At 72.0% G+C, this 22,996-nt stretch carries 11 protein-coding genes; 8 read left to right on the top strand and 3 right to left on the bottom strand.

The genetic code is table 11. The features are described from left to right. Positions 1-19 precede the first annotated feature (19 nt). From AC0NH5_RS36555 to AC0NH5_RS36545, 3 genes are read right to left on the bottom strand one after another with little or no spacing between them, the layout of a single operon-like run. The gene (locus tag AC0NH5_RS36555; protein ID WP_474411825.1) at positions 20-4,918 is read right to left on the bottom strand and encodes a ricin-type beta-trefoil lectin domain protein; all 4,899 of its coding nucleotides are present in this window, start codon (positions 4,916-4,918) and stop codon (positions 20-22) included. A gap of 27 nt (positions 4,919-4,945) precedes the next feature. After that, entirely contained in the window at positions 4,946-6,046 is a 1,101-nt protein-coding gene (locus tag AC0NH5_RS36550; RefSeq protein WP_474411823.1) for a hypothetical protein, read from the bottom strand. After that, positions 6,043-14,454: an RHS repeat-associated core domain-containing protein gene (locus AC0NH5_RS36545; protein WP_474411821.1), complete on the bottom strand. Its 8,412-nt coding sequence runs from the start codon at positions 14,452-14,454 to the stop codon at positions 6,043-6,045. Before AC0NH5_RS36545 ends, AC0NH5_RS36550 begins: the two co-directional genes overlap by 4 nt. Positions 14,455-15,178: 724 nt before the next feature. On the opposite strand from AC0NH5_RS36545, the gene AC0NH5_RS36540 reads away from it, so the two are divergent. Genes AC0NH5_RS36540 through AC0NH5_RS36505 form a run of 8 tightly spaced genes read left to right on the top strand, consistent with a single transcriptional unit; the run spans position 15,179 to position 22,870 of the window. Next, positions 15,179-16,324, top strand: coding sequence for an inositol-3-phosphate synthase (locus AC0NH5_RS36540; RefSeq protein WP_474411819.1), 1,146 nt, complete (start codon positions 15,179-15,181; stop codon positions 16,322-16,324). Beyond that, a complete protein-coding gene (locus AC0NH5_RS36535) occupies positions 16,311-17,150 on the top strand; it encodes an SCO3242 family prenyltransferase (protein ID WP_474411817.1) in 840 nt (279 codons plus the stop codon). Before AC0NH5_RS36540 ends, AC0NH5_RS36535 begins: the two co-directional genes overlap by 14 nt. Further along, a complete protein-coding gene (locus AC0NH5_RS36530) occupies positions 17,147-17,965 on the top strand; it encodes a sugar phosphate isomerase/epimerase family protein (RefSeq protein WP_474411815.1) in 819 nt (272 codons plus the stop codon). Before AC0NH5_RS36535 ends, AC0NH5_RS36530 begins: the two co-directional genes overlap by 4 nt. Then, positions 17,952-18,518 (top strand): EboA domain-containing protein, encoded by a 567-nt coding sequence (locus AC0NH5_RS36525; RefSeq protein WP_474411813.1) that lies wholly within the window; start codon positions 17,952-17,954, stop codon positions 18,516-18,518. The genes AC0NH5_RS36530 and AC0NH5_RS36525 overlap by 14 nt, the downstream gene beginning before the upstream one ends. Next, positions 18,518-19,369, top strand: a complete 852-nt coding sequence (locus AC0NH5_RS36520; RefSeq protein ID WP_474411811.1) for a TatD family hydrolase — start codon at positions 18,518-18,520, stop codon at positions 19,367-19,369. Before AC0NH5_RS36525 ends, AC0NH5_RS36520 begins: the two co-directional genes overlap by 1 nt. Beyond that, a complete protein-coding gene (gene eboE, locus AC0NH5_RS36515; protein ID WP_474411809.1) occupies positions 19,369-20,466 on the top strand; it encodes a metabolite traffic protein EboE in 1,098 nt (365 codons plus the stop codon). The genes AC0NH5_RS36520 and eboE overlap by 1 nt, the downstream gene beginning before the upstream one ends. Further along, the gene (locus AC0NH5_RS36510) at positions 20,463-21,815 is read left to right on the top strand and encodes an alkaline phosphatase family protein (protein ID WP_474411807.1); all 1,353 of its coding nucleotides are present in this window, start codon (positions 20,463-20,465) and stop codon (positions 21,813-21,815) included. The genes eboE and AC0NH5_RS36510 overlap by 4 nt, the downstream gene beginning before the upstream one ends. Next, positions 21,812-22,870, top strand: coding sequence for a polyprenyl synthetase family protein (locus AC0NH5_RS36505; protein ID WP_474411805.1), 1,059 nt, complete (start codon positions 21,812-21,814; stop codon positions 22,868-22,870). The genes AC0NH5_RS36510 and AC0NH5_RS36505 overlap by 4 nt, the downstream gene beginning before the upstream one ends. The last annotated feature ends 126 nt before the right edge of the window (positions 22,871-22,996 follow it).

The following is a 22,996-nucleotide window of genomic DNA, read 5'->3' as shown; positions in this document are numbered from 1 at the left end:
CGCACCCGGCACGAATCTCCTAGCTGCGGCTCAGCGCGGTGATCTCCGCGTCGGTCAGCACACCCTGATAGACGCGTACGTCGTCGAGCACCCCGTTGAAGTGGTCCACGCCGCCGCTGTTCCACCAGTTGCGGCCGAACACTGTCGACCCGGCGCCCGCCCACAGCTTCGGTACGGCTGCCGTGCCCTTCAACGTCCCGTCGACGTACAGCCGGATCTGGCCGGCCTCGGCGTCGTGGACGGCGGTGAGATGCGTCCACCGGTCCACGACCAGGCTGCCCGCGCCGGACCTGGCCCGGGTGTAGTCGGTCGACGTGGGCGTGGGTGTCACGCCGAACTGCCACTCCGTGACGGCCGGATAGGCCAGCAGCGTGAACGGTGACCGGGTGCCCGTCTCCTGCGCGACCATCGACCGGTAACCCGCCGCCGAGCCGGCCTTCGCCCATACCGAGATGCTGTAGGAGCGGTCGGTCTGCAAGGCGGTCGTCGGGGCGGCCGCCCAGGAGGAGGCGGAGCCGGTGTACGCCGTACCCGCACCGCTGTGCCCGGTCGTCCACGTGACCCCGGCCAACGTCGCGGTCCGCCCCCGGCCGGTGCTGTCGGCGGTCGTGGCGCCGCTGTTCTCCTGCATCTCCCACGACCCGACGAGCCGTGCCGTGGCCGGTTCGCCGAGCGTGCCGTCCGCGCCGAGAGCAGGCACCGCGAACCGCTGATTGATGTCACCGTGACAGGATCCGGAGGTCAGCCGGACACCGGCGCCGACGGGGTAGTCGACGCAGCCGTCGACCGCCGGGTTGTAGAGCAGCTCCCCGCTGCGCAGTGCCCACTGCTGGCCGGCACTGCCGTTGCAGACCTCCAGCTGAAGCCACTTCTGGGTGTTGACCCGGACCGGCCCGTTCTGGTCGACGCAGTACCCGTAGATCCGCACGGTGCCGTCGCCGGGCAGCGTGAACTGCTGGTTGCCCGCGTCGGCCTGGCAGGCGAACACCTGCAGTTGCGCGCCGGCCACGGCGCTCTGGTTGTAGACGTCGACGCAGAGCTTGTTGTATCCGGTCGACTGCAGCGGGCCGAAACGGGCCCGGGTGGCCGGCAGCCCGAACTTCTGGTTGGCCCCACCGGTGCAGGTGAAGGTGTAGAGCTGCAGGGAACCGCTGGACGGCGAGTCCAGACAGGTGTTCAGCCCGGGGTTGTAGAGCGAACCGTCCGCGCGGGCCACCCACTGCTGCGCCGGTGAGCCGTTGCAGATCCAGGTGTAGACGTTGCGCCAGGTGCCGCTGCGGATCGGGCCACCCGAGTCGAGGCAGCGGCCGAAGATGCGCAGCGTGCCGTCCCCGGGCAGGGTGAACTGCTGCGCGTCGTTGCCGCGGCAGGGGATCGCCTGCAGGCCGATGCCGTTGGCCCGGCTCGCGTTGATCACGTCGGCGCACTGGCCGCCGACGGTGACGGCGCCGTAGCGGGCGGCCGCCTGGTCGACACGGACCCGGACGTTGCGGAACCGCACCGCCGCGCCGGCCGGGCTGCCCTGCAGACCGATGAAAGAGGGGTTGAGCAGCGCGGTGGTGCTGGCGCTGACGAAGTCGTTGACCAGCACCTCGTTGAGCCGCACGGTGATCCGCTTCCCGCTGACCCGGACCTCCATCGCGTTCCACTGCCCGACCGGCTTCTCCGCCAGGGCGACCGCCGGCCGCTGGTCGTTGATCGAGCCGGTGGTGGTGCCCCCGGCACCGTTCGGCTTGATCTGGACCTCGTAACCGCCGGTGGTCGGGACACCGCCGTCGACCGGCGTGCTGAAGCCGAGCACGACCCCGGAGTCGGCGGTGTCGACGTCGGCCTTGTAGTCCAGTCGCAGGGTGTATTCCGACGGCAGGTGCTCGGCCGGGTACCAGCGGAAGGTGTTGTTCGGCGCCGAGGTGGCCTCACAGTTGGCGAAGTCGGCCGTTCCGCCGATTCCGGCGGTCCGCCACTCCGCGCCGGTGCGGGTGCGGCCGTCGAGGAGCGGGGTGAATCCCGGTTCGGCGTCGAGCGCGCAGGATCCGGTCTGCTGGGCCAGGGCCGGGCCGCCGGTGAAGTAACCGGTGACGGCCGCGGTCACGTGGGTCGCGCCGGCCGTGTTGCGGATGCGGATCTTGCCGCTCGGCCCGGAACGCGGAACAGCCAGGCCGGAAACGGCGAGTCGCGGTTGCAGGCCGCGCAGATCGACGTTGCCGGAGAAACCGCGCTCGGCCGGGCTGAACGACAGCCCGCCGGTACCCTCGGCACTGCCGGCGACCGACAGGACCGGTGCGGTGACGTCGCGCGGTACACCGGCCACGTCGCTGACCGACAGGGTGGCGATGCCCTCGTGCCCGATCGCACCGGGCGGCGCGCCGGTCCCGGAACGGGTGTCGAGGATCTTGGCGGCTCGGGTGAGGGGCACGTAGCGGGCCCCGGCACCGGGCGCGAACCAGCCGAGCAGGTCGACGGTGACCGCGGTCCGGCCGAAATGATTACGGACCCGGATGGCTCCGTCGTCGCCGATCCCGGTCAGCGCCAGGTTGCTGCGCCGGCCGTTGGCCGAGGTCTCCAGGGCGGCCAGGACGGACGGCTGGTTCTGCGGATAGATGCCGAGGAAGGTGTCCGCGCTGTTCTCCGCCGCGGTCAGGTTCACCAGCACCGCGGTGGCGTTGTCCGGCACGCCCGCCACCCCGCGCACCGGCAGCGTGAACGCCTCGGCCGGGCCGAACGGCGCCGGATGCCCGCCGACCGCAGAGCGGGTGTCCAGGATCCGCTGCGGACTGTCCTTCGGCGTGTAGTTGCCGGCGCCGGCACGGCTGAAGTAACCGAGCAGGTCGATGTTGAGGTGCGCGCTGCCCGCGTTGTTGCGGATCGCGATGGTCCGCGCGGCCGACACCGGCACGATCGCCATGGTGGTCCGCTTGCCGTTCGGCTCCACCTCGAGGGTCGGGATCCCGCTGGAGGAGTCGACGTCGCGGTACAGGCTGAGGTGGGTCTGGTCGGCCGACCAGCCGGTCAGGTTGACGGCGACCGCGGTGACGTCGCCGGGCAGGTCGCTGATCGGCAGGGTGAAGACCTCACCCGCGGTGAACGCCCGCTGGTGCCCGCCGGTCGGTGTGCCGGTGTCGATGATCCGTCGCGGCAGCTGCAACGGCGTGTACCCGCTGGTCGCCGGCGCCTGGGTGAGGTCAGGGGTGCCGAGCGCGAGCAGGCCGTGCCCCCACTGGTTGTCGAACTTCGCCGGGTTGGTGCGTTCCTCCAGCAGCGCCTGGACCTGGTTGGCGCTCAGCCCGCTGTTCGCACCGGTGAGCAGGGCTGCGGCGCCGGTGACGTGCGCGGCCCCGGCGGAGGTGCCGGCCATCGTCGGCGCCGGGCCGAAGGTGTACGTGCTGACACCGGACTGCCCGGTGATGTCCGGCTTGGTCCGGCCGTCGACCGTCGGGCCCTGCGCGCTGTAGTCGTCGACGCGCCCGCTGCCGACCAGGCTCGCTCCCACTGCCGTCACGTACGGCGACGACGCCGGCTCGAGGACGCTGCCGGCGGCGACCGGGTACGACAGGCTGGTCGCGTCACCCATCACGAACAGGTCGGTGCGGGTGCCCGGGTACGGCGTACGCGCCGCCGTGTAGATCCAGTAGGTCTGCGAGCCGCCCGAGGTGTTCTCGATCGTCACCTGCTCGGTCGGCGGCAGCGCCTCGGTCGCGGCGGCCTGCGGGTTCGTCGACTGCGCGACGATCGCCGGGTCACCGGGCCCGGTCGGCTGCCGGTTGGCCGACAGCACCGTGAGGTCGAGATCCTGCCGGGTGGCCGGCCAGGCGTCCCACTTGAGGCTGACCGTGGCGCTGCCACCGGCCGGGATGGTGAAGCCGTTGCCCTCCGCCGCGCCGTTGACCTCGACATATCCGTCGGCATCCGCGTCGGCGGCGGGCCCGGTCCAGTGCAGCTGCGCCTGGTTGCCGGCACCGCCGACCCAGAGCACACCGGCCGAGCGCATCTGCTGCACGACCGCGGCGGGGCTGCCGGCCGGCCCGGTGCCGTCACCGCGGCCGGTGTTCGGGAAGCCGATCGACGAGTTGACGATCTGCACACCCTGACCGGCGAGCCACTGCGCGGCCGAGGCGAACGTCATCGAGTCCGGCGCGCAGGCCAGGAACAGCTGGGCGCCGGGCGCCACGTCGTGCACGATCTCGGCGACCGCGGTGCCGTGGCTGGAGGCGTTCTCGGTGGGACAGTCGTCGCCGTGCAGGGTCACCCCCGCCGGCAGTTCCCCGGCGTCCCGCGCGTCGCTGAGCCCCTCGAACCCGACGTCGACGATGCCGACCTTCACTCCGGCGCCGGTCTTCCCGGCGCGGATCCAGCCGCCCGCACCGGAGGCCTCCACCCCTTCGGAGGTCACGGCGAGCGGGAACGCACGGTCGGGTTGCCGCACCGCGGCAACACCGGGCGCCTGCGCCAGAGAGATCAGATTCTTTCCGGGTACGGCAGCGCGCACCCGATCGTCACGCGTCTGCAGCACCGCTCCCCCGGCGGCCCGGACAGCGGTTCTCGCCTCGGCGGCCGATTCGCCCTCCACATAGACGAAAGTGCGCCCGTCCTCGTCGCGGGCCGGGGTGACCGCCTCGGCCTTCGCCTTCTTGAAGCGGGTGTCACCGGTGGCCGGCAGCAGCCCGAGGTCCAGCTCCCGCGGCACGTCCGGCTGCAGATAGTCCTCGGTCCGCGGAGCCGGCGCAGCCGGCGAGGAACCGGCAGGCGCCGAAGTAGCGGGCGCCGATGCGGCCGGCTTCGATGTGGCCGGCGCGGAAGCGGCAGGCTCCGATGCGGCAGGCTCCGACGCGGCCGGTTCGGCGGCGGCCGGAGCCGCGAAGCCGATCCCGGCAAGTGCGACGGCCAGCAGCGCGGCCGTCATCCCCCGTGCGGTTCTCAACGAATTCCTCCCCAGGAATTTGTGATGTCAGGCCGGCGGCGGCAACAACACCGCGGCCGGGTCGGTAGCGAGTTCGAGCAGGAAGCGTGTGGCCGACATCCGGTGCGTGACGAAGTCGCGCAGCGAGGCGTCCAGAACCACCACCGGCCACTCGACCGGCGAATAGGAGGCGGCGGCCCAGCAGAGATAGCCGCCGTCCTCGAGACGACCCCACACGATGAGGCCCTGGTGCTCCGGGTAGATCGGTCCCTGAGGTCCGCCACCGAACTCTCGTTCGGCCTTGACCCGCTCGCCCAGCGCCCGCAGCTCGGCGAAGAAGTCGGTGGCGGAGCCGTCGGGGGCGTTGACCCGCGCGGGCCCGACCGATACCGCGCCGTACCGGGCCACCAGATCGCCGTAGTCCGACGGCAGTGCCCGCTGCATCTTCTCGAGCACGGCGCCCCACCTGAAGTCCGGGATCGGGGCGGGTTCGGCGAACGCGCCGAGCGCGTCGACCACGTTCACCGGTTCGACCGGTCCCGGCCCCACGCCGGTGGTCCAGTACCCCGGCGAGGGCCGGCCCACCGGTGAGGCGGCGGGTTCCCCGGCGGTGCGGCGCGCGGTGAACACCGGCGGCTGCACCGCCTCGGTCACATAGGCCAGCTCCGGAACCGCGCCGGGCTCGCTCAGCACCGCCGACAGGAACTCGGTCGCCGACATCGCGTAACGAGGCCAATCCGTCTCGCCGGATTCACAGATGACGACCGGCCAGCGATCAGGATCCTCGCCGTCGGACAACCAGCAGACGATCGGGTCGAATCCCACGGTCGCCCAGGGGATCAGTCCGCCGGCGTCCGGATACACCGGCACTGTCGTCCGCAGGTCCTCCGCGTGATCGCGGACGATGTCGGCATAGCCGGCGATCTCCGCACGGTAATCGGCGGGGGCCTCCGACGCTGCCGGGTGGAGGATGTCGAGGAAGGTCTGGAAACCGCCGGGCGGCAGCGCGTGCGCCAACGCCTGGAAGTCTGCCGGGAGGGGCGTCCCGAGCTCCCGGCTGATCGACTCCCAAGCGATGTTGCCGCCGGCGTTGCCCGGCGCCGACCGGCCCACGAGGCTGAGCAAACGGTGCAGATGATCATTGGTCATGGCCTGTTGTTGATTTTCATGACGAGAGTCCCAGCCTGGGTTGCGACGATCACACGGAGATGGTCCGGCACGTCTCCTCGGTCCTCGGTGTACACGGGCTCCACGCGGTAGTAGACGGTCTGCCCGCTGGTGATCCACTTTTTCACGACCCGCTCGACGCCGTGGTACATCGCGCTCGTATTCACCATGTTGTGGTAGAGCGGTGTGACGTTCTCGGCAATCTTGCCGTTACCGCCGAGCGATTTGGCGATGAGGTGGCCACGCGCCATCCCGGTGTCCTCCACGAAACCGGGCGGTGTGTATGTCGCTGGGCTGCCACCCGCAGGGATCTTCTTGTTCGAGTAGCAGGCCTCCGCGAGGGTCGCCCTGCCGTAGGTGTCGACCGGGTGGTAGATGATCGGCCTGTTCGGGTCCCAGCCGTTCTGCGCGCAGTCCTCGCGCTCCTCGTCGTAGTCCTCGGCCTCCGGATCGCCCTGGCCGTCCCAGACCTCGTGACGCTCGTTGTCGGTGAATACCGAACCGATCTGTTTTCCGAAGGAACGGACCAGAGGCGTGTCGTCGTCAAGACCGGCACCGGTGACCCGGACCGCGTTCCCGGACATGGTGGGGCCGGGGTCGACCCGGGTGGTGCCGGGACGGTCGGCGCGGACCGAGGGAACGCGCGGTTTGACCTCTTCGGCCGGCGACGGCGGGGCGACTCTGATGAACAGCGGCGGGATCCACGGCGGGGGCGGCGGCGGAGGCGGGGGGACGAAGGTGCTGGTGCCGGTGCCGGGGCCACCACCGCCGGGTGGTCTGGGCGTGCCGCCGCCGGCGGGGCCCGTGCTCCAGCCGTTGTTCCAGGCTTTGAGGATGTTGCTGTAGATGCGCCGGAAGATCGAGGCGCCCTTGCCGCCGCCGGTCGTGCGACCGGGTGTCGGATGCGTCTCCTCCGGGCAGAACTCCGGGTACCCCGCCTTGCACCAGTTCTTCGGCAGGCACTGCGAGTGTCCCCTTTCGAGGATGACGCCTCGCGGGCCCTCGCAGGAACCGACCGTGGGTGAGCTGTCCTCGAAGATGTGTTCCCAGGCGAACACCACTGCCCTGCCGGGCCCTGACAGCCGGCCGAACCGGCGTACGTTCTTGGGAACGATGTCCCTGGGCTTCTGCACCGGAATGTATTTCGGCCCGGGTGGCAGCGGGACCTTGGTGTACGAACCGCCGCCGCCGTCCACCGCGGCCAGCATGTGACCGGTCGGGTCGACGTTGTTGAGAGGGTCGCTGTTGCCGTACGCGTACCGGTTGGCGTTGCCGTCGGGGGTGGGCTCGTTCGCCAGGGTGTCGCGGCTGGGGAAGCGGCCGGTGGCCGGGTCGTACCAGCGGCTGGCCATGTTGACCGCGCCGGTCGCGGTGTCGGTCCAGGCGCCCTGATAGCCGATCAGGGGGGTCTCGCCGGTTGCGGAGGTGACCGAGCCGAAGGGGTCGTAGGTGCGGGTGTCGCCGGCCGAGGACGAGAGGTAGCGGCCGGTGACGTCGCCGTGCCGATCGGCGTAGAGCATGCGGCCGGTGGTGGAGGTCTGCGCGCGGTCGGCGAACGGTTTGCCGAACGCGTCCCGGCTGAGGACGCGGGCGCCGTCGGCGACCACCTCGTTGCCCAGGCCCTCGTATTCCACGCCGGCGACGCTGTTGCGGGTGGCGACCCGGTCCAGGGCGTCGTAGCCGAAGCTGGAGCCGCCCTGGGCGACAAGCCGCTCGAAGGCGTCGTGGGACAGGTCCTTGACGGTTCCGCCGTTCTTGGCGGTGATTTTGTCGAGCGTGCCGCGGGGTGTGTAGGTGTAGGTGCCGGTGCCGTCGTCGACGAGCTGGTTCTGCTCGTTGTAGACGGCGGTCGTGCTGCCGGCGCGGATCCGGTTGCCGGCGTCGTCGAAGTCGTACTCGGTCGTGGTGGAGCCGGCCGTCCAGGTCTGCATCCGGCCGGCACCGTCGTAGGTGTACGTGTTGGCGGTGCTGCCGGCCGGCTGGTAGGCGGTCTTGCTGGTGAGCTTGTCGTCCAGGTCGTAGCCGTAGTCGGCGCCGAGCAGCACCCGCGGCGGAACGCCCGCGGTGACGGTCTGCTCGACCCGGTCGGTGGCGGTGCGGTTGAGCGCGTCGTAGGTGAGCGCCCGCTTCACCGTCTTGCTGACCGCCCGGTCGGTTACCGTGCCGAGCCGGCCGGCGGAGTCGTACCCGTAGTCGACGGTCCGGCTGGTGATCGGGTCGGTGAAGGACTTGACCCGTCCCGCGGTGTCGTAGCCGAACGCCGCGGTCCCGGCCCGGTCGGTGCGGGAGGTCAGGTTCCCGTCGCCGGACCAGCTGAACGTGCCGTTGCCGGCCGCGCCGGCGACCTGCACCAGGTTGCCGCGGTCGTCGTAGCGGTAGTTGGTGTCGCCGGCGGCGCCGCTGATCCGGGTGAGCCGGCCGTCCGGGTCGTAGCCGAACACCTTGTCGGCGGTGGCCGACTCGGCGCCGGTGCCGCGCTCCACGGTCAGCCGGCCCTGCGCGTCGTACTCCTGGGTGCGGGTCACCCCGCCGGGCAGCCGCGCCGCCACCAGCCGGCCGGCCGCGTCGTACACGGTGGTCCAGGTCCGCTGCGCGGCCGCCGGCGCCGCCGCGGTGGCCGGCTCGATCGTGTTCTCGAGCTGGCCCCACGCGGTGAACGTGTACGTGGTGGCGTTGCCCTTGCCGTCGACGTACCGGGTGACCTGCCCGGCGGCGTCGTAGCCGGTCTCGACGCGCAGGTCGGCCCCGGTCTCGGCCCGGGTGGTCTGCGCGACGACCCGGTCCAGCGAGTCGTACGCGATCGTGGTGCGCCGCCCCGCGCCGGTGGTCAGGACCGTGGTGTTGCCGTTCGGATCGAGCTCGTTGGCAGTGGTGCGCAGCACGGTGTCGCCGCGCCGCTGTGCCCCCGCCGTGGCCCGCCCGGCCAGGTCGTACGTGGTGGTCGTGGTGAGCCCGGACGGGTCGGTCTGCGCGCTGACCCGCCCGGCGATGTCGTACTGGACTGTCGACTTCAGACCGGCCGGGTCGGTCAGCTCGGTCAGTTCGCCGGCACCGTTGTACTTCATCTCGGTGACCCGGTTCTCCGGCGAGATGACCTTGACGGGCTGCCCGGTGTCGGCGTAGCGGTGCTTGGTGATCAGGTACGCCGCCGGCGTGGGTTCACGCTCCACGACCGTGCTGGTCTCGACGCGGCCCAGTTCGTCGTACGTGGCCTGGGTCTGCGCGCCGCCCGGCGTGGTCGTGGCGAGCACCTCGCCGACCCGGTTGTACCGGTACGAGGTGGTCGACGGCTGGTCGCCCACCTTCGGCGCGGTGCTGGTGAGCACGTTGCCGTACGGGTCGTAGGTGGATTCGGCGGCCCGGTTGAGCGGGTCGGTCGTCTTCGTCAGGTTGCCGCGGGTGTCGTAGTCGTACGTGGTGACCGGGGTGATCGTCACGCCGCCCGGTGTGGCGTACGCCGGGCCGGTGACCGTCCGCGTCCGGCCCGCGAGGTCGTAGGCGGTGCTGGTGACGGCACCGTTCGGGTCACGCTGATGGGTCGGCTCGCCGAACGTGTTGTATCCGGTGACCGTGCCCGGCCGCACGTTCTTCGTCTGGACCCCGTTGACCCAGGTGTCGACGGCCGGCGCCGCCGTGGTCGACAGCTGCCCGTTCGCGTCGTAGGTGTAGTCCGTGCTGACCAGCCGCGGGTTCTGCTCGCTGCGCACCAGCCCGCGCTCGTCGTACGTGACCGAGTCGGTGAGCACGCCACCGTCGGCCAGCTGCCGTTCGGTACGCGTCACCTGGTTCACGGCGTTGTAGGCGTACACCGCCGTCTCGGTCCGCCCGGGCTGGGCCGCACCGGTGAACTGCACCTTCACCGGGTTGGCGTCGGCGTCGCGCTGGTAGGCGGTGGTGCGTTTGAGCCCGGCGGGGTCGACGACCTTGCGCTCCAGCTGCCCGGCCGCGTCGTAGGCGAACTCGGTGGTGACACCGCCGCTCACCGAGCGTGTGGCGTTGCCGGCCGCGTCGTAGGTGTGCTGCTCCAGGACCACGTCGCGAGTGCCGGCCTCCGGATCGCGGTAGCCGAGGCGGGTCGAGGAGGCGAGCAGGTTGTCGTCGTAGTAGGTGTAACGGGTGGTACGGCCCATCGCGTCGGTGACGGTGGCCAGCCGCCCGCCCGGGTCGTAGCCACGCCATTCGACGGTGAGCGCCCGGGCCGACGGGTTGTGCGGATCGACGCCGGCGCCCTCGGCGGTCGTGGTGAGCAGGCGCTGCTGGTCGTCGTAGGTGTCGCTCCATCGGATCCCGGCCGGGTCGACGGTGGTGACGGTCAGCGCGTCCGCGGAGTACTCGGTGGTGGTGACGGCGCCGGTCGAGTCGACGGTACGGACCAGCCGGTCGTTCGCGTCGTAGCCGTAGCTGACGGTTCGTGCCGGGTCACCGCCGGCCGACACCGGCGTCGCGTCGGCCTCGGTGGTCGAGACCACGTTGCCGTTTCCGTCGTACGCATGTGTGGTGATTCTCTGGTGGGTGATGCCGGTGATCGGGTTGCGCACCGCGGGGCCGGTCGTGGTCCGGATCTGTGAGCCGGCGGTGTAGGTGAGGGTGGTCGTGGCGAACGTCGCCCCGCCGTCGTTGCCGGTGCTGCTGGTGACGAGCCGACCCAGGTCGTCGTAGGTGTGCCTGCTGACCAGGCCGGTCGGTGCGGTCTGCGTACTCAGGTCACCGGTGGAGCGGTAGGTGTACGCGGTGACCTGCCCACGCCGGCCGGTGTGGCGCATCAGCAGACCGGCCGGGGTGGCGCCGGTCCCGTCGGCCGCTTCCGAGCCGGTGCTGTACGTCCAGCTCTCCGCCGGCGCCACGGTCACACCGGCCGGTCGCGGGTAGACGGTGCGGACCAGACGGCCGGCTGTGTCGTACTCGTAGGTGACCCGATAGGTCGTGTCGCCCGGTCCGCTGGAGCGGGCGTCGGAACGGGACAGCACCTTGCCGTTGCGGGGGTCCAGCGGATCGGCGGCGTTGGTGTGGTAGGTGGTGTAGTTGGTCTGGCACGAGCCTGCCGACCGGCACGTCGTGGTGGACAGCACGTTGCCGGCCGGATCGGTGGTGTAGCTGGTGCTGTGCTTGTTCGCGTCGGTGACCTTGGCGAGGAACCCGGCCTCGTTGTAGTCGAGGTACTTCGTCGCGCCGTCGTGGCTGACCGACATCAGCCGGCCGCCGTGGTCGTAGTCGACCGCGTACACCCAGTCCGGGTACGGCCCGTGCAGGGTGACCGTGCCGGTGCCGCCGTCGCGCCTCGGCGGATCCAGCTGCCAGGTGCGGCCCCAGTTGTCGACAAGCGTGCGCACCCGGTCGGCGTCGTTGTCGTAGGTCAGCTTCGCGTAGCGGCGCGAGTCCTGCGGCAGCACGATGCCGGTGAGCACATCGGTGCGCTGCGAGGCCGCGAAGTGGCTCGCCACCGCGAGCGGGCTCAGCGGTCGTGTGTAGAGGGCCAGCTCGTCGATGGCGCCGTCGAAGTGGAAGGCCTCGCCGTTGGTAGCCGGCCAGTCCTTGCCCTGCCCGGCGCCGACGGTGTACTGGATCTGGTCGCCGTGGTCCACCGAGCCGGACGCGACGATCTTCTGGGCGACGCCGTCGACGTAGAGCGTCTGCCTGTCGATGGCGGCGGACAGCACCGCGTGGTGCCACTTCCCGTCGTTGACGGCGGCGTTGCTCACCGCCTGCCGCGGCCCGTCCGGCTGGGGTACGGAGAAGCCGCCGTAGAGCAGGCCGTCCACACCGACGTACAGCACCGGGGTCCACTCGGTGGCGGCCGCCGGGAACGGCTGCCCGTTCTGATAGCTCAGCAGGGTCCCGGAGGCGGTCGTCCGGAACCACAGCTCCACCGAGGCGGACATCGAGGCAGTGGTGATCTTGGCCGGCAGAGTCACCCGGCTGCTCACCCCGTCGAAGACGGCCGCCTTGTTGCCGGCGCCGCCGAGCGCGCCGTCGGCGTTCAGAACCACACCGGTGTACGCGCCGGCGTCACCGCCGGGGCTGCGGGCCGTGGTGCTGGCGGCGGTGGAGCCGGAGCTCTCGCCGAACCGCCAGTAGCCGCGCGGCGCGTCGTCGAGGACCGTGGTCCGGTAGTGGGAGGCGTCGCCGTACTCGTAGGTGGTGCAGTTCGGCGCCGGGTCCGGCCCGCAGACGGTGGTGAGCCGGTCGCCGTCGTAGGTGTACTGCCAGGTGGGACCGCCGTTGGCGCGGACCTGGGTGACATGCTCGCCGGTCCAGGTCAGGGTGAGCCGGCGCCCGCTGACGTTGTTGACGATCTCCACGACGTGGTCGGCGGCGTCGTGGCGAAGGGTCTCGGTGAGCCCGTCCTGGTCGATCACACGGACCAGCCGGCCGAGCGCGTCGAAGACCCAGCGGGAACCGGTCGCGTCGCGCAACGTCCAGGTCGCGGTCACGGTGTCGCGTACCAGGGTGAGTGTCTGTCCCTGCGGCGCGGCGTACGAACCGTCGGGATTGCGGCCGAAGCGGACCTGACGGCCGGTCGGCAGGGTGACCAGCGCGCCGAAGACCTGGTCCTCGGCGAGCCGGGTGTCGATCCGCGACGACCAGCCGGTGCCGAACGCGTTGTCCTGCCGCGGGTCCAGGCTGTTGTAGGTGCGGGTGATCGTCAGGTCGGGCCCGGCCGTGGTCACCGAGGCGTCGGTGACGACCGTGGAGTAGTTGCCCACCGCGGGGTCGACGCCGGGTGCCTGGGCGCCGTCGGGACGGCCGGCGAGGTTGCCGGTGATCTCCGGTTGCGGCACGCGGGTGGTGAGCACGAGCGGACCGGCGGACGGCCCGGCAGAGATCCCGTCGTGCACCCGGACCCACCAGTGGTAGGTCTTCGACCAGTTCAGCGCCGGCGGGGTCCAGGTGCGCCCGGTCCAGCCGGAGCTCTTGCAGTCGGTGGGCGCCTCGGCGGTACCGGAGCAGATCCTGAAGTCGAACTTGAGCTTCGCGCCGGCCGGCCAGTTGTCCGGGTCGACGCCCTCGGCGTACAGCGTGGGGCTGATCGTCTCGATCTCGGCGCCGGAGCCGGGCTGCTGGAAGTTCGAGGCCGGGGCGACGTTGCTCACCTTGATCGGGAACGTGCCGACCGGCACCCCGTAGGCGGTGCGGAAGTCCGTGCCGGCCGCGTTGTACATCTGGAGCTCGACCGTGTAGTCGCCGGGCGCGATCGCCGGGATCGGCACCTTGATCGTGGCGGTGCCGTTCGGCGCGACCGCCGCCGACGGCGCGACCCGGCTCGAGGTGGCCACGACGGTGGTGCCCTTCTTGACCACCAGGCCGGCCTTGACCGTGCCACCGGCCGCCCACGTGGCCGAGCCCTGGTTGGTCACCTTCGCGACGACCTCGCCGGCGGTGGCGTTGGTAGGCAGCAGCACCTGGTCGACCGCATAGGCGGCGCCCTCGTCGGCGTAGGTGACGCTCAACAGCGGCGCGTTCACGCTCTCGGCCGCGGCGAACCGCTTGAACTGGGCGTTCGACTTCTCGTTGGGCGCGCGGACGCTCAGCCCGTAAAACGGCTTGCCGTGGGTCCAGCCGGTGGCGTCGTCGGCGTTGATCGCCAGGGACTCCCACCCCGCGCCGCAGGTCGACGAGCCGCCCTGGTGGGCGAACGACCGGGTCTCGTACGCCCTGTTGACCGACGCCCCGGGCCAGCGCAACGACGAGGGCGACCAGGACTCGCTGACCTGGAACACCGTCACCGGCGTCGGGGTGCACGAGCTGGACCAGGTGTTGAACAGCGTCAGGGCGGCACCGTTGACGTACTTGTTCTTCAGCGTGGTGGCCAGGCTGCCGAACCTGAGGTACGCGCGGCCGATGTGCTTGCCGCCGTCCTCGGTGCCGACCTGAAGGTCGAGTGAGCCGGACGCGTCGCCGACCCCGGACATCACGTAGGTGTCGCCGTCGGTCTTGAGCTGGTCCGCGGCGGCGGCGACCAGGGCGGTCATCGTTCCGTCGGCGTTGCGGAACAGCCGGGTCTGCGCGTCCGGTTCGGCCACCAGCACGCTCGTCCGGGCGTCGTAGCCGGCGACCTCGGTGCGGACCGCGGTCGCTGCCGGTCTGACCACCTTCGCCCCGGCCGGCGCCCGGCCGGTCACCGGCGGGATGCGCCGCCGATCGGGAACCGCGCCGGGCGGCCGGATCGCGTCGCGGCGCGCGCCGCGAACGCCGGCGCTGGTGGCGGCGGCGCCGACGCGATGGCCGGTGCCCGCGGGCGGGTCCGTCACGCGTTGTGCCGGCGGCTTGTCCGCGGCGCCGGCCGGGCGCGCCGGCCGGGCGCCGTCGGCGGCCGAGGCCGGGACGCTTTCGTATGACAGGAGCAGGACGACCGCCGTGAGGCACACGGCGATCCGACGGCGAGCGGTCACGCGCTCTCCTAGCTGAAGAATTCCCCCGTGGATGAGGCCGCCGGAATGGTCCGTCCGTAGCGGACCCCCCGGCTCCTCGCTGAAGCAGGGGCAGCGTAGCCAGCGAATCGAGATAGGGAAATGCAACCAACTCCTGAAGAGTGATGCCGGTCACTCTTCGGACCGCGCGAAGTCCCGACATATGAGGTCGATACCACCGCCGTCGATGCCGCCCGAATGGCGTCGCAGAAGTTTGCGCTAGAGCAAATATTTACCAATGGACAAACGTAATTCCCCAGGCCGGACAAGCCTTCCGGCGCCGATCGGCCCGCCGGCCGGCCGGAGCGAAACGTCATCATCCGGGCGGCGGGGCGAGGCCCAGGTTTCTGAGCGTTGCTCGATATTGACAAGAGATGATCTTCTTCGTACGGTCGCCCAGGGCCACTCGCGACCTTCCAGCGGCACTCGCTGACGATCTCGTTGCGACGCCTGCCGCACGCTGTCGCCGATCGCCCACGCCCGCGGAGCCGTGGCCGCGTCGATGGTGGACACCTCAGCAAAGGCCTTCCCCACCGCGGCAGCAAAGCCCTGACACCAACTTTTGACTGATGACATAAAAGTTACGGTCATCTATCCGAAAGTCTGGACAGGACCGACCAGAAGTTCCTACGGTAATCCTTGCTACCGGAACGTTTCCGGTAGATGTCCAGGCCGCATCCATCGATCGCTCGCGATGGAGGATCAGATGACGACGACCGGTGTGTGGCTGATCGGGGCCCGCGGATCCGTGGCGGTGACCAGCGTGGCCGGGGCACTCGCCCTGCGCGCCGGGCTCGCCGAGCCGCTGGGCTGCGTGACCGAGCTGCCCCAACTCTCCAGCCCGGCGGTGCCGGGCCTCGCCGAGCTCGCGTTCGGCGGCCACGACGTCAGCGACCTCGCCCTGGACAAGAAGGTGGAGAACCTCGTCGCGGCGGGCGTGCTGCCGGCCCGGGCCGCGGCGGCGGTCGGCGGTGAGCTGGCCGCGGTGCAACGGGAACTGCGGCCGGTGCCCGTCGCGGGCACCCAGCTCGAGGTGGCCCGGCTGATCGCCGCGGACATCGACGACTTCCGCCGGCGGCGCGGCCTGCAGCGGGTCGTGGTGGTGAACGTGTCCTCGACCGAGCCCGCCGTCGAGCCGCACCCCGCGCACCAGAGCCTGACGTTGCTCGACGCGGCCCTCGCGGGGAACGCGAAGGTTCTGCCGCCGAGCTCGCTGTACGCGTACGCCGCCTTCACGGCCGGCTGCTCCTACGTCGACTTCACCCCGTCGACCGGCGCCCGGCTGCCCGCGCTGGCGGACCTGGCCGCCCGCACCGGGTCGCCGTACGCCGGGCACGACGGCAAGACCGGTGAGACCCTGGTCAAGTCGGTGCTGGCGCCGATGTTCGCGATGCGGCACCTGCGGGTGCGCACCTGGTCCGGCACCAATCTGCTGGGCGGCGGCGACGGCGCCAACCTGGCCGACCCGGCCGCGAACGCCGCCAAGGCCGGCAGCAAGCAACGGGTGCTGGCCGAGACGCTCGGCTATCAGCCGCAGGGCAGCAGCCACATCGAGTACGTCGACGACATCGGCGACTTCAAGACCGCCTGGGACCTGATCACCTTCAGCGGTTTCCTGGGCGTCTCGATGCGGATGGAGTTCTCCTGGCACGGCTGCGACTCGGCCCTCGCCGCGCCGCTCGTCCTCGACCTGGCCCGGCTCACCGCGGCCGCGCACGCCGCCGGGCGCACCGGGCCGCTCACCGACCTGGCGTTCTTCTTCAAGGATCCCATCGGCGACGTGCCGCACGCGCTGCCGGAGCAGTGGGCCGCGCTGGTCGCGTTCGTCAGGGGCCTCGATGCGCCTGCGTGACCTGGCCGAGCTGGTGCGCGCCCCGGCCGCGCTCTCGGTTCCCGGTGACGCGGTGGCCGGTGCCGCGGCTGCCGGGACGCTGGGCCCCGCCACCGGTGGCCTGGTGGCCGCCTCGGTCTGCCTCTACTGGGGCGGGATGGCCGCCAACGACTGGGCGGACCGCGACCTAGACGCCCGCGAGCGCCCGGAACGGCCGATCCCGTCGGGACGGGTCACCGCCCGGCAGGCGCTGCTGACCGCCGCCGGCCTGACCGGCGCCGGGGTCCTGATCGCCGGCCTGGCCGGTGGCCGGCGCGCTGCCGCGGTCGCGGTTCCGCTGGCCGGTGCGGTCTGGGCGTACGACCTCCGCGCCAAGAACACGGCCGCCGGCCCCGCGATGATGGCCGCCTGCCGGGGGCTCGACGTCCTGCTCGGCGCGAGTGGCGGACGGGTCCGCCGCGCGCTGCCGTCAGCGCTGGCAGTGGCCGCCCACACCTACACGGTCACCGCGCTGTCCCGTTTCGAGGTCTCCGGTGCGGCGCCCGCGCTGCCGGCCGCGACCCTCGCCGGCACCCTGGCGCTGGCCGCCACCACAGCCGGCCGGCGCCCGGGACCCGCCGGTCTCCTCGCCGCCTGGTACGCGGCCGGTTACGGCGCCGCGCAGGCCCGGGCGTTCACCGACCCCGGCGCGAAACGGGTGCGCGCGGCCGTCGGGGCCGGCATCACCGGCCTGCCCCCGCTGCAGGGCGCGCTGATCGCGAGGTCGGGCCGGCCGGCGTACGGGATCGCTGTCGCCCTGGCCGCCCCGCTCGCCCGGCGCCTCGCGCGAAAGGTGTCCCCGACATGAGGTTCGGCTACGGCACCAACGGCTTCACCAACCACCGGCTGCCCGAGGCGCTGCGGGTCATCGCGGACCTCGGCTACGACGGGGTCGCGCTGACCCTGGACACCAACCACCTCGACCCGTTCGGCGCGGACCTGGCCCGGCGCACCGCCGCGGTGGCCGCCGACTGCGAACGGCTGGGCCTGGCCGTGGTCGTCGAGACCGGCGCCCGCTATCTGCTCGACCCGTGGCGCAAGCACTCCCCCACACTGATGGACGACGACCCGGCCCGGCGGCTCGACTACCTTCGCCGCGCCGTGCGGGTCGGCGCCGACCTCGGCGCGGAGGCGGTCTCGTTCTGGGCCGGCATCGGCCCGGCGGACGCCTGGGACCGCCTGGTCGACGGCTGCCGTCAGATCGTCGAGGTCGCCGCGGAGGCCGGCGTGACGCTGGGCTTCGAGCCGGAGCCGGGCATGCTGGTCAACGACATCGCGGACTGGCGGCGCCTGCACGCCGACCTCGGCCGGCCGCCGCATCTCGGCATCACCCTCGACATCGGGCACTGCCGGTGCCTGGAGCCGCTGCCGGTCCCGGACTGCGTCCTCGCGGTCGCCGAGCACCTCGTCAACGTGCAGATCGACGACATGCGGCGGGGCGTGCACGAGCACCTCGAGTTCGGCACCGGCGAGATCGACTTCCCGCCGGTGCTGGCCGCGCTGGACGCCGCCGGCTACCGCGGCCTGGTCTCGGTGGAGCTGCCCCGCCATTCGCACGCGGCGCCGACGGTGGCCGCGCAGTCGCTGGAATTCCTGCGGAAGGCCGCCGATGATCACCCTTGACCTGCTGCGGCACGAACTCGGTGACCGGATCACGGACGACCTGCACCGGGTGGCCGCGGACCCGGCTGCCGCGGCCACGCTGTTCCCCGCCGCGGGCCGCCGCTACGGTCGCGAACCGCTGACCGGCGACTGGACGGCGGACGAGGCGGCCCGGGCGCTGCTGCTCTCCGTCCTGCCGCCCGAGCACATCGAGGACATCTACCGGTACGGCGACACGGCCGAGAAACTGGCCGTGTTGAAGGCCCTGCCGCTGCTGCCGATCGGCGACCACGCGGTGCCGCTGCTCGAAGACGCGTTGCGCACCAACGACACCCGTCTGGTGGCGGCGGCGCTCGGCCCGTACGCCGAGCACCTCCGGCCCGAAGCGTGGCGTCAGGCCGTACTCAAATGTGTGTTCATGGGTCTGCCGTTGTCCGGTGTGGATCGGCTGTCCGAGCGCGCCGATCCCGAGCTGGGCGCCATGCTGCGCGCCTTCGCCGACGAACGCCGGGCCGCGGGCCGGGACATGCCGCCCGACGCGCTCGCCCTGCTGGACCAGCTGAAGGAGCCGTGATGCGCATCTTCGACCCGCACATCCACATGACCTCGCGGACCACCGACGACTACCAGCGGATGGCCGCGGCCGGGGTGCGCGCGGTGGTCGAGCCCGCGTTCTGGCTCGGACAGCCGCGCACCAATCCCGGCTCGTTCACCGACTATTTCGACGCGCTGATCGGCTGGGAGCCGTTCCGGGCCGGGCAGTTCGGCATTCGCCACCACGCCACCATCGCGCTGAACCCGAAGGAGGCCAACGACCCGCGCTGCCGGCCGGTGCTCGACCTGCTCCCCCGCTATCTGGCCAAGGACGGCGTCGTCGCGGTCGGCGAGATCGGCTACGACTCGATGACCCCGGCCGAGGACGAGGTGTTCGCGGCACAGCTCGCGCTCGCGATCGACCACGACCTGCCGGCGCTGGTACACACCCCGCACCGGGACAAGGCCCGCGGCACCGCCCGCAGCCTGGACGTGATCGCCGAGTCCGGGATCGATCCGGGCCGGGTGCTGCTCGACCACCTCAACGAGGTCACCGTCGCGGCGGCCCGGGACGCCGGGGTGTGGCTCGGCTTCTCGATCTACCCGGACACCAAGATGTCGCCGGACCGGATGGTGGCGATCCTGCGCGAGTACGGCCCGGAGCGGATCCTGGTCAACTCGGCGGCCGACTGGGGACGCTCCGATCCGCTGCTCACCGTGCGGACCGCGGAGGCGATGCTGGCCGGCGGCTTCGACGCGGACACCGTCGACCGGGTGCTCTGGCGCAACCCGGTCGAGTTCTACGGCCAGTCGAAACGCCTGGACCTGTCCCCTGATCCCGGGACCGGCACGACGTTCGCCGGCAACTCCATCCTGCGCGGAGGCAGCTGATGCACCTGAGTTACTGCACCAACGTGCACCCCGCCGAGGACCTGGACGGCATCATCGCCCAGCTGGACACGTACGCCGAGCCGATCCGGCGGCGCCTCGACACCGAGGTGCTCGGGCTGGGACTGTGGCTGGCGGCGCCGGCGGCGGCCGAACTCGCCGCCTCGGCCGGGGCCCGCCGCCGGCTCCGGCACGAGCTCGACGTCCGCGGCCTGGAAGTGGTCACCCTCAACGGTTTCCCGTACGAGTCGTTCCAGGCGCCGGTGGTCAAGCACGCCGTCTACTTCCCGGACTGGACGTCGCCGGACCGCCTCGATTACACCCTGAACCTGGCCGCTGTCCTGACCGATCTGATGCCGGACGCCGCGACCTACGGCTCGGTCTCGACGCTGCCGCTGGCCTGGCGCACGCCGTGGGACCCCACCCGGGCCGCGGTGGCCCGCAAGCACCTCGACGAGCTGGCCCGCGGGCTGGACCGGCTCGCCGTCTCGACCGGCCGCATCGTCCGGGTCGGCTTCGAACCCGAACCCGGATGCCTGATCGAGAACACGACGCAGGCCGCGGAGCTGCTGGCGGACGTGGACACCAGGTGGCTGGGCGTCTGCCTGGACCTGGCCCACCTGGCGTGCGCCTGGGAGGAGCCCGCGGCGGCCCTGCAGCGGCTGCGAACGGCGGGCGTGCCGGTGGTCAAGGTGCAGGTGTCGGCGGCGCTGCAGGCCGACGATCCGGCGGCGACCGCGGAAGTCCTCCGGTCGTACGCCGAACCGAGGTTCCTGCATCAGACCCGCTCCCGCCTCGGCCCGGCGGCCGACGACCTGGACGAGGCCCTCGACCGGGAGCTGCCCGGGCCGTGGCGCATTCATTACCACGTGCCGCTGCACGCCGTGCCGGCCGCGCCGCTCACCTCGACGATCCCGGTGCTGCGCGAGGCCGTCCACGAGCTGGTCACCGAGTGCGAGCACTTCGACGTCGAGACCTACACCTGGGGGGTGCTGCCGCCGGAGCAGCGACCCGCCGACGCGGCCGGGCTGGCCGACGGCATCGCCGCCGAACTCGCCTTCGCCCGCGACCTGCTCGCCGTCGAGGCGGCCGGCCGATGACCGCGCTGGTGGTGCTCGACGTCGTCGGGCTGACCCCGCGGCTGCTCGCGCACATGCCGCGCCTGCGGGCGGTCGCCGGCCGCGGCTTCCAGGCGCCGCTGGGCACCGTCCTGCCGGCCGTGACCTGCTCGGTGCAGTCCACCTTCCTCACCGGCCTCACCCCGGCCCAGCACGGCGTCGTCGGCAACGGCTGGTACTTCCGCGACCTCGGTGAGGTGCTGTTCTGGCGCCAGCACAACGCGCTGGTCGGCGGCGAGAAGATCTGGGACGCGGCCCGCAGGCGCCGGCCCGGCTTCACCGTCGCCAACGTGTGCTGGTGGTACGCGATGGGCGCGCGCGTCGACTGGACCATCACACCCCGGCCGATCTACCGGGCCGACGGGCGCAAGGAACCGGACTGCTACACGTACCCGCCCGAGCTGCACGACGAGCTGCCGCCGTTCCCGCTGTTCACCTACTGGGGGCCCGGCGCCGGGCTGCCGTCGTCGCGGTGGATCGTCGACGCGGCGCGGCATCTGCTGGACACCCGGCACCCCGACCTGACCCTGGTCTACGTGCCGCACCTGGACTACGACCTGCAACGCTTCGGCCCCTCCGGCACGCAGGCCGCCACCGCGGCCGCCGAACTGGACGAGGTGCTCGCGCCGCTGCTCGACCGGCCGGACACCACAGTGGTGGTGCTCTCCGAGTACGGCATCACCGACGTGCGCCGGCCGGTCGACGTCAACCGGCTGCTGCGCGCCGAGGGCCTGCTGTCGGTGCACACCCAGGACGGCATGGAATACCTCGATCCGTGGAGGTCCCGGGCCTTCGCGGTCGCCGATCATCAGGTGGCCCACGTGTACGTGCGGGACCCCGGCGACCTCCCGGCGGTGGCCAAGCTCTGTGCCGCCCTGCCGGGCGTGGCCGAGGTCCTCGACGACACCGGCAAGGCGGCGTACGGCCTGGACCACGCCCGCTCCGGAGAGCTGGTCCTCGTCGCCGAACCGGACGCCTGGTTCACCTACTACTACTGGCTCGACGACACGGCCGCCCCGGACTTCGCCCGCTGCGTCGAGATCCACCGCAAGCCGGGGTACGACCCGGCGGAGCTGTTCTTCGACCCGGCCGGCCCCGCCGCGGCCCGCCGTCGCGCGATCACCGCGGTGGCCCGCAAGAAGTTGGGCCTGCGCTACCTGATGAACGTGGTCGGCCTCGACGCGGGCGCCCGGGCGGTCCGCGGATCGCACGGCCGGCTGCCCGAAGACCCGGCCGACGCCCCGGTGCTGATCTGCTCCGACCCGTCCGCCGCCCGCGACCGGGTCGCCGCCACCGACGTGAAAGCGCTGCTCCTGGACCTTCTCTCATGACGCTGCAAGCGACCCGCCGGCCGCTGCGGCAGCGGTTCGACGCCGCCCTCACCGACTTCATCGACCGCCAGGACGCGGCCTGGCCGGACGGTGCCCCGCGCGGCGCGCTGGACTCGCTGCGCCGCTTCATCCTGGCCGGCGGCAAACGCATCCGCCCCACCTTCTGCTATTGGGGCTGGCGCGGCGGGGGCGGCGAGGACTGCCCGGCGGTGATCGACGCGGCGGCGGCGCTCGAGCTGTTCCACGCCTTCGCGCTCATCCACGACGACATCATCGACGGCAGCGACCGCCGCCGCGGCCAGCCCTCGGTGCACCGCGCCTTCGCCACCCTGCACGACCGGCACGCCTGGCGCGGCGACTCACTCGCCTTCGGCCGCAACACCGCCCTGCTCTGCGGCGACCTGTGTGCCGCCTGGGCCGAGCAGATGTTCCACGAATGCGGCCTGCCGCCGAAACAGATTCACCAGGGGTACGCGACCTTCGCGCTGATGCGGACCGAGGTGATCGCCGGCCAGTACCTGGACCTGGTGTCCAGCGTCGGCGACGGCTCGGTGGCGAGCGCCCTGACCGTGATCCGGATGAAGACGGCCCGCTACACGGTCACCCGCCCGCTGCAGATCGGCGCCCGGCTGGCCGGCGCACCCCGATCGCTGTGCGTCGCGCTCGCCGAGTTCGGAGACCCGCTCGGCGACGCCTTCCAACTGCGCGACGACGTACTCGGCGTCTTCGGCGACCCGGCCGTGACCGGCAAGCCCGCCCTCGACGACCTGCGCGAGGGCAAACCGACGGTGATGATGGCGCTGGCCCGCGACGCCGCCGACCGCACCCAGGCGGCCGGCCTGGCAGCGTTGTTCGGCAATCCGTCCCTCGACGAGGCCGGGGCCGAGGAGATCCGCGACATCATCCGGTCGACCGGCGCCCACGAACAGATAGAACAGATGATCCGGGTACGCACGGACGCCTGCCTCGCCGCTCTCGCCGCCGCCGAGCTGCCGCCGCCGGTGCGGGCCGCCCTGGTCGAGCTGGCCGCCGCCGCCGTGAACCGCACACACTGATCACGGCGCCCGCCTCCTGCGCCGGCATCCACACACGCCGGCGCCGGCCACCAGCACCGGAATCCTGGCTCGCGCCAGGGCTCGTCGTTCAACCTCGCGACCGAGAACCAATCAATTTCGCATTGG

Source organism: Actinoplanes sp. 13 (assembly GCF_056134165.1).
The sequence above is the reverse complement of the archived record's forward strand: the minus strand, read 5'-3'. Positions and strand labels throughout refer to the sequence as shown.

What these genes read in the sequence shown, in the direction of transcription:
- AC0NH5_RS36530 (WP_474411815.1), top strand. Translation starts at nt 17,147, where the DNA reads ATGAGGTTCGGCTACGGCACCAACGGCTTCACCAACCACCGGCTGCCC.
- AC0NH5_RS36550 (WP_474411823.1), bottom strand. Translation starts at nt 6,046, where the DNA reads ATGACCAATGATCATCTGCACCGTTTGCTCAGCCTCGTGGGCCGGTCG.
- AC0NH5_RS36540 (WP_474411819.1), top strand. Translation starts at nt 15,179, where the DNA reads ATGACGACGACCGGTGTGTGGCTGATCGGGGCCCGCGGATCCGTGGCG.
- AC0NH5_RS36525 (WP_474411813.1), top strand. Translation starts at nt 17,952, where the DNA reads ATGATCACCCTTGACCTGCTGCGGCACGAACTCGGTGACCGGATCACG.
- eboE (WP_474411809.1), top strand. Translation starts at nt 19,369, where the DNA reads ATGCACCTGAGTTACTGCACCAACGTGCACCCCGCCGAGGACCTGGAC.
- AC0NH5_RS36535 (WP_474411817.1), top strand. Translation starts at nt 16,311, where the DNA reads ATGCGCCTGCGTGACCTGGCCGAGCTGGTGCGCGCCCCGGCCGCGCTC.
- AC0NH5_RS36505 (WP_474411805.1), top strand. Translation starts at nt 21,812, where the DNA reads ATGACGCTGCAAGCGACCCGCCGGCCGCTGCGGCAGCGGTTCGACGCC.
- AC0NH5_RS36520 (WP_474411811.1), top strand. Translation starts at nt 18,518, where the DNA reads ATGCGCATCTTCGACCCGCACATCCACATGACCTCGCGGACCACCGAC.
- AC0NH5_RS36510 (WP_474411807.1), top strand. Translation starts at nt 20,463, where the DNA reads ATGACCGCGCTGGTGGTGCTCGACGTCGTCGGGCTGACCCCGCGGCTG.